Source organism: Achromobacter sp. CSND-B12, assembly GCF_052906545.1.
Genome location: NZ_JBREGJ010000001.1, coordinates 810570 through 825892, shown reverse-complemented (window position 1 = coordinate 825892; position 15323 = coordinate 810570). Strand labels below are relative to the sequence as shown.

4 protein-coding genes are annotated in these 15323 nt (G+C 72.4%); all 4 read left to right on the top strand.

The genetic code is table 11. The annotated features are described in order from the left end of the window. The first annotated feature begins 122 nt into the window (after positions 1 to 122). The 4 genes from ACUTAG_RS03680 (at position 123) to ACUTAG_RS03665 (ending at position 15221) form a co-directional block, all read left to right on the top strand. Positions 123 to 818, top strand: a complete 696-nt coding sequence (locus ACUTAG_RS03680; RefSeq protein ID WP_054447339.1) for an STN domain-containing protein — start codon at positions 123 to 125, stop codon at positions 816 to 818. A gap of 11 nt (positions 819 to 829) precedes the next feature. Continuing rightward, on the top strand, positions 830 to 1366 hold the full coding sequence (locus tag ACUTAG_RS03675; RefSeq protein WP_238921031.1) for an RNA polymerase sigma factor: 537 nt from the start codon (positions 830 to 832) through the stop codon (positions 1364 to 1366). 4 nt (positions 1367 to 1370) lie between these two features. Beyond that, positions 1371 to 2336: a FecR family protein gene (locus tag ACUTAG_RS03670; protein ID WP_107315758.1), complete on the top strand. Its 966-nt coding sequence runs from the start codon at positions 1371 to 1373 to the stop codon at positions 2334 to 2336. 192 nt (positions 2337 to 2528) lie between these two features. Beyond that, entirely contained in the window at positions 2529 to 15221 is a 12693-nt protein-coding gene (locus tag ACUTAG_RS03665; protein WP_446649990.1) for a filamentous haemagglutinin family protein, read from the top strand. Positions 15222 to 15323: the final 102 nt, after the last annotated feature.

The window sequence follows — 15323 nt, the reverse complement described above, 5'->3', positions numbered from 1 at the left end:
CCTCGATCGTCACGCGGGCGTCACCCGACCGTCACATGCGGCCGCTACCATGCCGCTTCCGCCCTGCGTCCGGCCGTCGCCGGCACGCAGTCGCCACGCCATCTTAGAGACATCGGGGTGTTATGACAGTCACGCAGGCGCCTGGGGCCGCTTGGGCGTTCGCATGGTGGTTCGCGCTCGGCCTGTCGATGCTGCCGCCGGCCGCGCTGGCCCAGCAGCGGGCCGCCGAAACCGCGTTGATCCCGTTCGACATCGCCGCGCAGCCGCTGGATGCGGCGCTGGCCGCGTATACCCAGGCCACCGGCATGGCGGTGCTGGTCACCAGCCGCGTGACGGCGGGCCGGCAAGGCGCCGCGGTGCGCGGCCGCCTGGCGCCGCGCGAGGCGCTGCGCCAGTTGCTGGCCGGCACCGGCCTGCAGGCGCGCTACACCAGCGCGTCGGCGTTCACGCTGGTGGAGGCCGCGGCTCCCGCGGCGGCGCGCGCGCCGGCCGCCGGCGCGCCAGCGGGCGCCGTGACGCGTTACGCCGGCGTGCTGCAGAACACCGTGACGCGCGCGCTGTGCCAATGGACCGGCGCGCAGTTCGGCCGCTACCGCGCCTCGCTGCAATTGTGGATCGGGCGCAATGGCGTGGTGCGCCAGGCCCGCGTGCTGGCGGGCACCGGCGACGCGCGCCGCGACGAGGCACTGGCCGGGGTGCTGGCGGGATTGATCATGGACACGCCGCCGCCGGCCGACCTGCCGCAGCCGGTGACCATCGTGCTGGCGCCGCGCCCGGATCCGCGGGCCGATTGCCGCCTGGCCGGCGCGGCGGGTTGACGCGCATGGCCATGACCGGCGACGCCCTGCGCAACCTGTTCCTGTCCAAGTACCAGGAATTCCGCAAGCGCCTGCGCATCCGGCTGGGGTCGGAAGACCTGGCCAACGACGCCATGCAGGAAGCGTGGCTGCGGGTCGACAGCCTGGCCGAGACCGCGCCGGTGGAGTATCCAGCCGCCTATCTCTTCAAGATCGCCTCGAACATCGCCGAGGACCAGCGCCGCGCCAATGCGCGCATCCTGTCGATGGCCGAGATCGAGGAGCTGTACGACATGGCCGACGAGGCGGCCGGCCCGGCGCAGGTGGCGGAGGGCCGCCAGCAGGTCGAGGCGCTGGAAGCGGCGCTGGCCGAACTGCCGCGCCGGCGCCAGGCGATCGTGATCGCGGCGCGGGTGGACGACGTGCCGCACCGCGAGATCGCCGAACGTTTCGGCATCTCGGTGCGGACCGTGGAAAAGGAATTGCGCGCGGGGCTGGAGCACTGTTGCGAGAAATTGGAAAAAAAGTATGTCCAGCGCTACGGTCCCCGGCCCCGGGAAACGTCTTAGCTATATGACACCCCTGTTCAGACGCTCCCGCCCCGGTGGCGACCCCGCGGCCGCGCTCAAGCGCGAGGCCCAGGCCTGGGTCGTGCGCCTGGCTTCGGGCCAGGCCAGCGTGGCCGATGGCGAGGCCTTTCGCCGCTGGTGCGGACAGAGCGCCGAGCACGCCCGCATCTTCAAGGAAACGCGCAGCGCCTGGCAGCAATTGGCGCCGGCCGCGCGCCAGGTCCAGGCGGCGCAGGCGCGCCGCGGCCGCAGCGCGCGGCCGGCGCGGCGCGCCTTCCTGGGCGGCGCGGTGGCGGCCTGCGGCGCGTGGCTGGCGTTCAAGCCGCCGCTGGGCCTGTGGCCAGCCGTCGACGAACTGACCGCCGACGTGCGCAGCGGCACCGGCGAGCAGCGCCGGGTGGCGCTGGCGGGCGATGCCAGCGTGCAGTTGAACACGCAGACCCGCATCAACCTGTCGCGCAGCGGCCAGGCGCAGCAGATCGACCTGCTGGCCGGCGAGGTCGAGCTGGCGACGGCCGGCCAGCCCGTCAGCCTGACGGCGGGCGCCGGCCGGATCAACGCCACGTCGGGTTGCGTCAACGTGCGCTACACCGACGGCCAGGTCCGCGTGACCTGCCTGGAGGGCAGCGCCCGCGTCACATCGCGGCAGGACTCGCTGGAACTGACCGCCGCGCAGCAGGTGGTGCTGGGCGCGGCCGGCGCCAGCGGACCGCGGCGGGTGGACCTGGACGCGGTCACCGCCTGGCGCCGCGGGGTGCTGGAGTTCAACGGCGTGCCGCTGGCGCAGGTGGTCGACGAGATCAACCGCTATCGCCCCGGCCGCATCGTGCTGGTGGGCGACCGCCTGGCGGGCAGCCTGGTGCAGGCGCGCTTTTCGCTGGACCAGCTGGCCGATGCCGCGCTGCTGATCCGCGACGTGTACGGCGCCCAGGTCACGTCGCTGCCCGGCGGCATCGTGCTGCTGAGCTGAGTCCGCCGCAGGTCGCGGCCGCCGCGTCCAAAACCTGAAATATGAAATTTTTGTGAAAAAGCGCAGTCGATGACGCTTCAGACGGTCTAGGCACCCATGCGCAGAATCGCCCGGTCCGTGCCGCCGTTTTTCCCGGCGAACCGGCCCCGGCGCTGCAGATGCCAGATCCGATTCCAGGAAGGAAAAGCCGTCATGCCCAGCCGTAATCACGCTCTTGTTTCCCGCAGTTCCCCGCGGCGTTCGCGCCGTCCCGCCTGGCGCCTGAGGCCGGTGACGCAGGCGTTGGCGGTGCTGCTGGTGGCGGGCGGCTGGAGCGGCGCGGCGCAGGCCCAGGCGCGTGCCTTCAGCCCGGGCTGGTTCGCGGACAAGGGCGCGGTGCAGTCGACCGCGCAGCGCACCGGCCGCATGCCCGACGGCAGCCTGGCCGGCATCGGCAACAGCGCCCGCCAGCAGGCGCAGTCGCGCCAGCAGTTGCAGCGCTCGCTGGACAACCTGAATCGCACCGCCGCGGCGGTGGCCGCGCAGCAGGCGGCGCAGGCGGCGGCGCGCGCGGCCGCGGCGGCCAACGGCGCCGCCGTGCCGGACGGACTGGCGCAGGGCGGGCTGTGGATCGCCGAGGGCGCGCAGGCCAAATGGGAAGGCGCCAACAAGCCGCGCACCGGCACCGAGGGCGGGCGCCAGCTGGTGACCATCGAGCAAACGCAGTCGCGCGCCATCCTGAATTGGGACACGTTCAACGTGGGCCGCAACACCACGCTGCGGTTCCAACAAAAGGCCGACGACGCGGTGCTGAACCGGGTGGTGGGCGCGTCGGCGCGGCCCAGCCAGATCCAGGGCGCGATCCAGGCCGACGGCACGGTGCTGGTGGTGAACCAGAACGGCGTGATCTTCAGCGGCACCAGCCAGGTCAACGCGCGCAACCTGGTGGTGGCCGCCGCCACCATGAGCGACGCGCAGTTCCGCGAGCGCGGCATCTACGCCGACGCCGACGGGAAGATCGCCACTTTCCAGGACGCGCTCGGCAGGATCGAGGTGCAGCCCGGCGCGCGCCTGGCCACCGCCGCGCCCGGCAGCGCCACGCGCGGCGGCGGCTACGTGCTGCTGGCGGGCAAGGAAGTGCTCAATGCCGGCGAGATCAGCACGCCGCAGGGCCAGGCGCTGCTGGCTGCCGGCGACAATTTCATCATCCGCCGCGGCCAGGGATCGGACAGCAACATCGCGTCCACCACCCGCGGCAACGAGGTGCAGGTGGCCGGCGCCGGGCTGGCGCGCAACACCGGCCTGATCCAGGCGCCGCAAGGCGACGTCACCCTTACCGCCCAGCGCGTTGAGCAGGCCGGCGTGGTGGTGTCGACCACCTCGGTCGACGCGCGCGGCACCATCCATCTGGACGCGCGCGGCAATGGCGCCGCCGTGACGCTGGCCGAGAGCGCCGTCAGCGCCATCCTGGTGGACGCCGGCCTGGCGACGGCGCTGGACGGCCAGCGCGGCAGCCTGCTGCAACCGGCCGTGAGCGGCAATACCGCGCTGGTTCCCGGCGACGAATTCCGCCGCGACCTGTCGCTGCTGCGCATCAGCAGCCAGGGCACGGTGGATTTCCAGGGCGGCTCGCTGTCGCTGGCCACCGGCGGCCAGGTGGCGGTCAAGGCCGATGGCCGCGCGCTGGTGCGCGACGGCGCCCGCATCGACGTGAGCGGCGCGGTCGGCGTGAGCGTGTCGATGGAGTCCAACAACCTCAAGATCAACCTGCAGGGCAACGAACAGCGCGACGCTCCGGTCAACCGCGACAGCAAGCTGCTGAACAACAGCGAGGTGTGGCTCGACCGGCGCGACCTGGTGCGCCTGGCGGCGGGCAGCGGCGGCAACGACACCGACCGCTGGTACACGGCCGGCGGGCTGCTGGAAGTGGGCGGCTACCTGGGCACGCTGGGCGTGCCGGTGAGCCACTGGCTGGCGCAGGGCGGGGTGGTGCGCTTCGATGGCGCCGAGGTGGTCACGCAGGCTGGCTCGGCCATCAACCTGTCGGGCGGCACGCTCGACGTGCAGAGCGGCGAGATCCGCCAGAGCTGGCTGCGCGGCGAGGACGGCCGCCTGTACCTGGCCGACCGCGCGCCGGGCGACCTGCTCTACAGCGGCCTGTACCGGGGCTACGAGGCCGTGTCGCGACGCTGGGGCGAGAACGCCACGCGGCGCTTCTACAACCCGCTGATCGCGCCGCCGACGCGCTACGAGTCGGGCTACACCGTGGGCCGCGACGCCGGCACGCTGGTGGTCTCGACCCGCAACGCGGTGCTGGACGGCGATCTGATCAGCGACACCTACCAGGGCGACCGCCAGACGCGCGCGCCGGTGGCCGGCCAGGACGGCTACAGCCAGTCGCACCGCAACGCGGCGCGCGCGGCGCAGTTCGTGGTGGGCAGCTACAAGCCGTACTACGACACCGCCGGCAATTTCCTGCGCTACCAGCTGGGCGCCACCGGCACGGCCGCCGAGGTGGCGGTGGGCAAGGACCTGGCGGGCCGTTCCGCCGGCCTGGACCTGGCCGATGCGCTGCCCGCCGACCTGAAGGGCAAGCTGTTCCTGGACGCCGACCGCCTGAACGGCTTCGGCCTGGGCGCCATCCGCATTGCCGCCAGCCGCGGCATCAGCGTCGACGCCGCCTTGCGCAGCGCCGATGGCGGCGAGATCACCCTGTACGCGCCCGCCGTCGACATCAACGCCGACCTGGTCAGCCGCGGCGGCCTGATCCAGGCCGGCAACCTGCTGCGCCAGCCTGGCCAGACCGGTCGCGTCGAGGACGTCGCGCTGGCGCCGGCGGCCGGCGCCAAGGCCGCGCTGCGCGTGGCGGGCGGGGTCGTGCTCGATACGCGCGGCGTGTGGAGCAACCTCAAGCAGGACCCGGCCGCGCAACGCGGCCTGGCCGTCATCGATGGCGGCCGCGTGTCGCTGCGCGGCACCGGCGACGTGGCGCTGGCGGCGGGCAGCCTCATCGATGTGTCGTCGGGCGCGGCGCTGCTGACCAGCGGCGCGGTGCAGGGCGGACGCGGCGGCAGTGTGACGCTGGAAGCCAACGCCGTCAGCACGCAGGCCGAGTCGGGCGGCAAGGTGTCGCTGGCCGGCGCGGTGCGCGGTTACGGCATGAGCGGCGGCGGGGCCTTCAGCCTCGCCAGCGGCGGCACCGTCGTGCTGGGCGGCCCGGCCGACGGCCTGGCGGCCGATGCCGTGCGGCTGGATCCGTCCTTGTTCCAGGCCGGCTTCGCCAGCTATGACATCAACGGCCATGGCGGCTTGCGGGTCGCCGAGGGCGCCGACATCGCCGTCGCCATGCCGGCATGGCGCATGCGGCGCGAAGCCGGCGCGCTGCCGGTATCGGGCGCCGACCCGGCCCAGGCCCTGGCGCTGTGGACGCCGCCGCTCTACACGGAAGACCCCAAGCGCGCCAGGCTGAGCCAGCGTGGCGGCGCCAGCCTGACGCTGCGCTCGGATCGCGCCGCCCTGGGCGGCGTGCTCGAGGTGGGCGAGGGCGCGCGGGTGGCGGTGGATCCGGGCCAGTCGATCCGCCTGGTCGGGGGCGACCAGATCACGGTGCTGGGCCGGTTGCTGGCGCCCGGCGGCCTGATCTCGATCCTGGACACGCGCGTGAATTCGCAGCAGAACTACACCCCCAAGGCCAACGGCCGCTCGGTGTGGATCGGCGGGCGCGCGGTGCTGGACGTGGCCGGCGACAGCCACGTCGCGCTGGCCACCGACGGCCGCCGCTATGGCGTGGCGCGCGCCGGCGGCAAGATCGAGATCGGCGGCATGCTGGACTGGGAAGCCGATGCCTACGCTCCGCGCCGGCCGATGGATCGGCACCTGATCCTGCGTCCCGGCTCGCTGCTGGACGCATCCGGATCACAGGCGCTGGTGGACCTGCCCGGCCGCGGCGCCACGCTGCTGGCCTACAACGGCGGCAGCATCGTGCTGGCCTCGGCCAACAGCCTGTACCTGGACGGCGACCTGCGCGCCGCCGCGGGGGGAGCGGGCGCGGTGGGTGGCACCCTGGGCGTGGCGCTGGCGCCCGCCTTCTACCTGAGAAGCCTGGCCGAGGCCGCGGTGCTGACGCCGCGCGTGCTGACGCTGTCGCAGCAGCGGGGCGCCCCGCTGCTGCCCGCCGACCTGCGTCCGGGCGAGCTTGCCGCGGACCTGCGCTATGGCGCCGGCGGCCTGGGCGTGGATCAGGTCCAGGCCGGCGGTTTCGGCAACCTGGCGTTGTTCGCGTCGGTAAGGGCCGAGAAGGGCCTGTCGCTGGCCATGCCCCAGAGCCTGCGCCTGTCGGGCCCGTTGATGCTGAGCGAGAACGCGCCCGCGGACAGCCTGGTGCACCTGGCGGCGCCCTATGTGTTCCTGAATCACGCGGCCTATGAGCCGCCGTTGGGGTCCGACAGCGTGGTGCAGGTCGGCATGGTGGCGCCGGATTGGCTCAAGCGCGGGCATCGCCTGGTGCTGGACGCCGGCATGATGGATCTGCGCGGCATGCGCGACTTGCGCAGCTTCGATGATGTCCAGATCAACCTGGCCGGCGACCTGCGCCTGGCGAGGGTGTCGGTGGGCCAGGACTTCAATGGCAATACGCTGCTTGGCGCGCCGAACCGCCTGACCATCACCGCGGCCCAGATCTATCCCACCACCGGCGGCGGCGGCGGGATCGCCGCGGGCGAATACTACGGGCAGGGGGGCGGCAATGTACTGAGAAATCCGGATGCGGTGCTGACGATCCGGCGCGCCACGGATGAATTGCCCGATATGCCGTATTCCGCCTTCGGTTCGGTGACGCTGTCGGGGCCCAATATCGTCCAGGGCGGCGTGGTGCGCGCGCCGCTTGGCTCGATTTTCTTCATGGGGCCTGAAGACGCGCCGTCCAGCGTGCGTTTCCTGGCCGGCAGCGTAACGTCGATCAGCGGCCAGGGGCTGGTAATGCCCTATGGAGGGACAACCGACGGCATCAAGTACCTGTACGGCGGGCAGGAAATCCGCACCACGGGCGTGGGGGGCAATGATCTGAACGGCGCGCCGCCCCGCATGATCCAGATCAACATGAAATCCATCGTGGCCGACGCCGGCTCGCTGCTGGACCTGTCAGGCGGCGGCGAACTGACCGGCGCCGCGTTCGTGCGCGGACGCGGCGGTTCCGTGGACGTGCTCAAGTACGCCATGGCCGACGCCAATCCCGGCTTCGGTTTCAGCAAGTCCGGCAATGCCGTCTATGCCATCGTGCCCGGCTTCGGCGGCGACTATGCGCCGGCCACGAAAGACGCCGCCATGCCTGCGTACGGCCAGCGCGTCACCATCGGCGCCGGCGTGCCGGGCTTGCCGCCCGGCACCTACACGCTGTTGCCCGCCAATTTCGCCATGCTGCCGGGCGCGTTCCGCGTCGAGGCTGGCGCGCCGGGCGTGTTCGACGCCGCGCAGGCCGCGCCGACCCGCGGCGGCTCCTGGGTGACCACGGGCCGGATGACGGCGCCGGGCGTCAACCCGGGCGCGGTGGCCGCCAGTCAGCTGCTGGTGACGCCGGGCGAGGTGGTGCGTCGCCATGCGCAATACAACGAAACCTCGTACAGCGCCTTCCTGGTGGCGAACGCGGCGCGCACCGGCACGCCGTTGCCGATGCAGCTGGCCGACGCGGGCATGCTGCGCCTGAAACTGACGCCGGGCGCGGGCCGCGAAGGCACGCCCGCCCTGTCGTTCGGCGGCGTGGCGCGCTTCTCCGCGGCGCCGGGCAGCACCGGCGCGGGCGGCACCCTGGCCGTGGACGTGCGCGGTGGCGGCCTGGAAATCCTGGGTCCGGGGCAGGCGCCGGCCCTGGCCGGCCCTGGCGTGGCCGTTTCCGCGGACGCGCTCAACGCCCTGCGTCCGGCGCGCATGGTGCTGGGTGGCGTGATAGGCGCCTCCACCCAGGCCGATGCGCTCGGCGCGATCAGCCTGGGCGGCGACGCCCAGCGCGTGCTGGTGCGCGGCGGCGCCAGCCTGTACGCGCCGGAGATCGTGCTGTTCTCACCCCACAACGGCAATATCACCATCGAGCAGGGGGCCGTCCTGTCCACCGTCGGGCTGGGGCCGGCGCCGCAGGACGCGCGTGGCGGCTATTACTATTCGGTCCAGTCCAACGGCGCGCTGGTCCTGTCCAATGGGCTGGTCAACCTGCGACCGCCGACGCAGGACGGCCGTGTGGCCATCGACATCGGCGCCTGCGCGGGTGTCTGCTCGGGAACCACGCGCCTGGTGTCCGAAGGCACCATCGGCGCCGCCACCAACGGCGCCTTCACGCTGCGCGACAACGTCGAGTACGGCACGCGCAACCTGATGCTGAGCGTGTCCGGCTTGAATCTGGGCTCGCCGCAGGCGCTGGCCCAGGCCGCGGCGGCAGGACAATTGCCGCCCGGACTGGCGCTGGACCAGGATGCCCTGGCGCGGCTGCTGCGCGGCAATACGGCGTTGGGCGCGCCCGCGCTGGAAAGCCTGATCGTCAATGCCGCTGAATCCATCAACGTGTATGGCGCGGTGACGCTGGACACCCGCGCCGCGGCCGGCCCCTCGGCCTTGCGGCGGCTGGTGCTGGGCGCGCCGGCGGTGTATGGCTATGGCGCGGCGGGCGACACGGCGCGCATCAGTGCGTCGGAATTCGTCTGGGCCGGCTCGGTCAGGGCCGCGGTGGCCGGCAACGTGCCGTTGGGCTACGACCAGCCCGCGGCGCCGGGCGGCGCGGTGCTGGATCGCCTGGGCGACGGCAGCCTGACCATCGCGGCCGATGTCATCCGCTTCGACTACTCGCCCTACACGGTGCCGGCCTCGCTGGTGCCGGCCAACCGGCTGGCGCTGGGCTTTGCCGCGGTCAACCTGGAGGCGGCCCAGATGATCACGGGCGTGTCGACCGGTAGCCTGCACGTCTATCACAAGCAGAACGGCTATGTGGCGGAAGAAGGCTGGCGCTACCAGGGCGGCGATCTGACGCTGCGCACGCCGCTGTTGACGGGCGAGGCGGGCGCGACGCTGGCGTTGCGCGCCGGCGGCGCGCTGGCGCTGACGGGCACCGGCGCCGTGGCGCCCGCCCGCGACGTGCTGGGCGCCACGCTCGATCTGAAGGCGCAGCGCGTCACGCTGGATTCGACCGTGGCGCTGCCGTCGGGCAAGCTGGCCGTCAAGGCCGATGGCGACATCACGTTGGGCGCGGGGGCGCGCATCGACCTGGCGGGACGCGCCTTCACGGCGTTCGATGCCATCCGCTACAGCTGGGGCGGCGACCTCGAACTGAACAGCGTGGCCGGCAACATCGTCCAGGCCGCCGGGTCGGTCATCGACCTGTCGGCGCGCAACCAGCGCGGCGGCCGCATGCAGGCCTTGGCGCTGGGCGCGGCCGGCGGCCGCGTGGCGCTGGACGGCGTCATTCTGGGCGGGGCCAGCGGCGAGCACGATGCCGGCGGCACGCGCGTGCCCTATGACGGCGCCGAGATCACCCTGCGCGCGCAGACGCTGGCGGATTTCGCCGGCCTGAACCAACGGCTGAACCAGGGCGGCGTCACCGGCGCCCGCCGCTTCCAACTCAAGCAGGGCGACCTGGTGGTGGGCGACGAGGTGCGCGCGCGCGTGGTCGAGATCAGCGTCGACGGCGGCAGCCTGACGGTCAATGGCCGCATCGACGCCAGCGGCCGCCAGGTCGGCAGCATCCGCCTGGCGGCGCGCGACGACCTGCGCATCAACGGCCTGCTGGACACGCATGGCACGCGCCTGCGCCTGGACAGCTATGGCAAGGTCATCGACGCCGCCAACCGCGCCATCATCGAACTGACCTCGCGCGACGGCACGTTGGCGCTGGACGCCGGCGCACGCTTCGACCTGCGCGCCGGCACCGACGACGCCAGCCGCCTGGGCGGCCGCCAACTCGGCACGCTCGACCTGAACGCCCGCCGCCTGGGCGGCGGCGGCGAGCGCGGCGCCATTGCCGGTTCCGGCGACGGCGCCAATGACGTGGCCATCGGCATCACGGGCACGCCGCAGATCCTGGGCGCCAAGACCGTGGCCGTGCATGCCTTCCGCCGCTACGACGACGCGCCGCTGGCGCCCAAGCCGGACGTCAGCGGCAAGACGCCGCAGCTGATCACGCAGGCCTACCTGGACGGCATCGACGGCGAAAGCGTGGCCTACATGAACGCCGCGCTCGGCAACGGCGCGCTGGCCGCCCGCCTGGCGGCCCTGGGGCCGTACCACCTGCGTCCCGGCGTCGAGATCGTCAGCGCCACGCCCGATGGCAACCTGACGGTGTCGGGCGACATCGACCTGTCGAACTACCGCTACGGCCCCAACGCCAACCGCGCGGTGGCCGCGCTGCGCGGCTACGGCGAGCCCGGCAAGCTGGTGCTGCGCGCCGGCGGCGACCTGGCCATCCACGGCAGCATCAACGACGGCTTCGCGCCGCCGCCCGAGACCCTCGACGACAGTGGCTGGAAGCTGGTCGAAGGGCGGTTCCTGGACAATGGCCAGACGCCGTTCGGGGAAGACCTGGTGGTGCCCATCGATGGCGTCCAGCTGGAAACGGGCACCATCTTCCCGGCCGGCCGCGCGCTGAACTACGACCTGCCGGCGCAGGCCGCCACGCTGCCGGCCGGCACCGTGCTGCCGATGGCGGCGACGCTGAACGGCCCGCTGGCGCTACCCGCCGGCCTGGTGCTGACCGGCGACCTGACGCTGGCCGACGGCCGCGTGCTGCGCGCCGGCTCGGTGCTGCAGGAGGCGCTGACGCTGGGCGCGGGCGCCCGCCTGGGCGTGGGCTTTACGCTGCGCAACGAGGCGGCGCTGCAGGCCTTCACCTGGCCCAAGGGCGTGCCGCTGCCGGCCGCGCTCAAGGCCAGCGCGCGCCTGGACCTGGCGCGCGGCTCGCTGATCCCGTCGCAGACCTTCATCGAACTGCCCGGCGACCAGCCCATCAACCTGCGTCCGGTCGGCCCGGACGGCCGGCAGGGCCGCAACTGGGCCCTGGCGCCGATGCTGGGCGAAGGCGCCAGCGCCTGGAGCCTGATGGCGGTGGCGGGCGCGGACCTGACCGCGGCCGACATGGCGGCGCGGCGCGCCGACGGGCAGGGCGACATCATCCTGGCCGACACGCACTACGGCCGGCTGGGCTTTGGCACCAAGACCATCACCAGCGTCTTCATCGGCGACCGTGTGCTGACGCAGCTCGCCATCACGGACCTTGGCTTGGACCCGTCGTTGCTCGGGACCTCGCCAAAGGCCATCGCCGAGAGCTTCTTCATGACCGAGGATGAGTTCTGCGCTGGCACGGGCTACTGCGAAACGGCCTCGCGCACGCTGACGCTGGCCGGGGCGATCATGTATTTCGGCGACCCTGCCTACGTCGGCTACTCCGTCAAGAAACTGGCGGAAGAGTGGTTCATCGATGAGAACGAGGTGTGCTTCGACGCCAGTTATTGCGAAGGCGGCGGCCGCATGGAGACCACCGTGAAGCGCGACTACCGCTACGCCGATCGCGCGCCGCTGTTCAGCGTGCTGCGCACCGGCACCGGCGACCTGTCGCTGCTGGCCGGGCGCGACGTCGGCATGGCCTCGGTCTACGGCGTGTACACGGCCGGCGCGCCCTCGTCGCTGGGGGCGCCGCTGGACGCGCGCTTCAACCTGCCGCGCGGCACCACCGACGATGACGCCGTGCTGGGCACCATCCAGCATGATGGCAAGTACGACGCGGCGCTGGCCGCCTATCGCGCCTGGTACCCGGACCAGGGCGGCAACCTGACCGTGGCGGCGGGCCGCGACATCTACGGCGATGCATGGAGCGCGAATTCCATGAACGCCCAGCGCTATGGCACCCAGGATGTCGAATACACCAAATACCCCAGCGCCGCGCTCAGCAACTGGTTGTGGCACCAGGGCAGCGTGGGCATGCCGGGCGTGAACGACATCGCGTCGAGCTGGTGGATCAACTTCGGCACGTACGCGGCCAATGCCTCGACCAACAGCCAGCAGCCGCGGGTCGTGGGCTTCACCGGCTTCGGCACCCTGGGCGGCGGCAATCTCAGTATCAGCGCCGGACGCGATGCCGGCGTGCGCGATGCGCGCGGCGACGCGCTGCTCAACAACAATCTGGCATCCGGCCGTTCGCAGGCCCTGGTGGCCGTGGTGGCCGGCACCGGCCGGGTGGTCGACGGCGACCTGGTGTTGACGGGCGGCGGCGACATGGATCTGCGCATCGGTGGCGCGTACAACCCCAATCTGCGCGCGATGCAGCAGACCGACGGCAGCGCTGGCACCGGCACCGGCTACGCCGGCAACTTCGAGGATGTCGATCTGAACGGGCTGCTGGTCAATCTGCGCGGGCAACTGGCGTTGACGGCGGGCCGCGTCGGCGGCATCTCGCTGTTCTATGGCGACGGCGCTCAACTACGCGCGCCCGATATGTCCGCGGTGGGCGGCGGCAAGCCCATGGGCGGGCCGCGCCTGCTGCTGGGCGATGCGGTGGCCTCGCTGGATACGCGCGGCGACCTGGTGCTGGCTGATGCGCCGGACCCCGGCCGCGTGCGCCAGATCAACACCAGCCCCTACACCCAGGGCAGCCTGTCCAAGGGCGGCGGCGCCGAAAGCTGGTTCACATTGTGGACGCCGGCCACGGCCATCGACCTGTTCTCGGCGGGCGGCAACCTGACGCCGCTGACCACCAACAATACCTTCAAGCCGGGCACCGACCTGCAGATCGATGAAACGACCCGCGTCGGCGCGCAGCGGCAGGTGAGCTACCTCTACCCGTCCAAGCTGGGCGTGACGGCGGCCGGCGGCAATATCATCCTGGCCGCCACCACGCGCGACGCGGAAAGCGTCAATCACGTGCTGTTGCTGGCGCCGTCGTCCAGCGGTGAATTGTCGATGCTGGCCGGCGGCTCGATCTTCGCCGCGGGCGCTCACGCGGTGTCGATCTCCGGCGCGGACACGCCGCTGCCGACGCCGTGGCGCCCCGGCTTCATGGCCATCAACGCGGGCGAGAACAACGACCAGACCATTTTCAATGTCTCGGTCGAGGGCAACAAGGTCTGGCAGAACTCGCCCAAGCCGTTGTTCACGTTCGGTCCCAATACGCCATTGGATGCGTCGCCGCGCCAAGGCGGAACGGCAGTGGCGCGTTTCCATGCCGTGGATGGCGATATCGTCGGCCTGCGCGCCGGCGCCGAGACGCGGATCATGACGGATGCCTTGCAGGGGCGGCCGCGCACCGTGCTGACCTGGTACGAGGCCGCGTTGCCGGTCTCGGTGCGGGCGGGACGCGACATCCTCGGGATGAGCGCGCTGGGCCTGCACAGCAACGCCAACGACCTGTCGCAGGTGAGCGCCGGGCGTGACATCGTGCGGGCCGACCTGACGGTGGCTGGCCCCGGCACGCTGCTGGTACAGGCCGGCCGCAACATTCGCCAGGACGACGTGGCCAGCATCGTCAGCGTCGGCGCCATCGTGCGCGGCGACGCGCGCCCCGGCGCCAGCGTTGCCGTGCTGGCGGGCGTCGGCCCGCAGGGGCCGGACTACGCCGGCCTGCTGGCGCGCTACCTGGATCCGGCGCGGGCGCTGGCCGCCGGCCAGACGCTGGGCGCCAATCCGGACCGCGTGGCGCAATCCTACGCCGGTGAACTGTCGCTGGCCGGCTGGCTGCGGCAGGTGTATGGCTACCAGGGCGACGAGGCCGGCGCGCCGGCGGAACTGTCGCAGCGCCAGGCGCAGCTGGATGCCGAGGTGGCGGCCGATCCGTCGCGCAAGCGCCGCGACCTGATGCAGGACTATCGCCAGGAAAGCGAGCTGCACCTGGTCAACTGGCTGCGCGCGCACCATGGCTACGACGGCGGCGAAGACGGCGCGCGCGCGGCGCTGGATGCCCTGGCGTCCGAGCAGCAGGGCATCTACGCGCGCCAGCTGTACTTCGCCGAACTGCGCAAGGGCGGCCGCGAGTACAACGAGCAGGACGGCCCGCGCAGCGGCAGCTACCTGCGCGGCCGCCGCGTCATCGCGGCGCTGTTCCCGCAGACCGACGCCGAAGGCGCGCAGCGCCTGTACCAGGGCGACTTCACCATGTATGGCGGCGCCGGCCTGCGCACGCAGTTCGGCGGCAACATCCAGGTGCTGACCCCGGGCGGACAGCAGGTGCTGGGCATCGAAGGCGCGGCGCCGCCGGCGACGGCGGGCGTGGTGACGCAGGGGCAGGGCGACATCCAGCTGTACGCGCTGGGCAGCGTGCTGCTGGGACAGAGCCGCATCATGACCACCTTCGGCGGCCACATCCAGGCCTGGTCGGCCGAGGGTGACATCAACGCCGGCCGCGGCGCCAAGACCACCGTGCTGTATACGCCGCCCAAGCGCGTCTATGACGCCCTGGGCAACGTCACCCTGGCGCCGACGGCGCCGTCCACGGGCGCCGGCATCGCCACGCTGGCGCCGATCGCCGAGGTGCCGGCGGGCGACGTCGACCTGATCGCGCCGCTGGGCACCATCGACGCGGGCGAGGCCGGCATCCGCGTGTCGGGCAACGTCAACGTGGCGGCGCTGCATGTGGTCAATGCCGCCAACATCCAGGTGCAGGGCGACAGCAAGGGCATCCCGGTGACGGCGGTGGTCAACACCGGCGCGCTGTCGTCGGCCAGCGCGGCGTCCTCGGCCGCGTCCGGCGCGGCGCAGGAATCGGTGCAGCGCGCCCGCCAGCAGGCGCGCCAGAACCAGCCGTCCATCATCAGCGTGCAGGTCCTGGGCAACGGCAACGAACCGCTGACCGGCGCCGGCGCGGCGCCGCAACCGCGCGCGGCCGCGCCGTCCTATCGTCCCGACGGCGTGGTGCAGGTGCAGGGCGTGGACAACGGCGGTTGATGCCAGGGTTGCAACCGGTCGGAAAAAATCCGGCCGGTTGTCATGCCCGCGTCATGAAAGCACGGCGCAAAACGCGTGGCAGGGCCCGGTGAAAACCGGGCC

Bases quoted from the DNA above. Each gene is read 5' to 3' on its own strand.
- ACUTAG_RS03680 (WP_054447339.1), top strand. From the start codon at position 123: ATGACAGTCACGCAGGCGCCTGGGGCCGCTTGGGCGTTCGCATGGTGG.
- ACUTAG_RS03675 (WP_238921031.1), top strand. From the start codon at position 830: ATGACCGGCGACGCCCTGCGCAACCTGTTCCTGTCCAAGTACCAGGAA.
- ACUTAG_RS03670 (WP_107315758.1), top strand. From the start codon at position 1,371: ATGACACCCCTGTTCAGACGCTCCCGCCCCGGTGGCGACCCCGCGGCC.
- ACUTAG_RS03665 (WP_446649990.1), top strand. From the start codon at position 2,529: ATGCCCAGCCGTAATCACGCTCTTGTTTCCCGCAGTTCCCCGCGGCGT.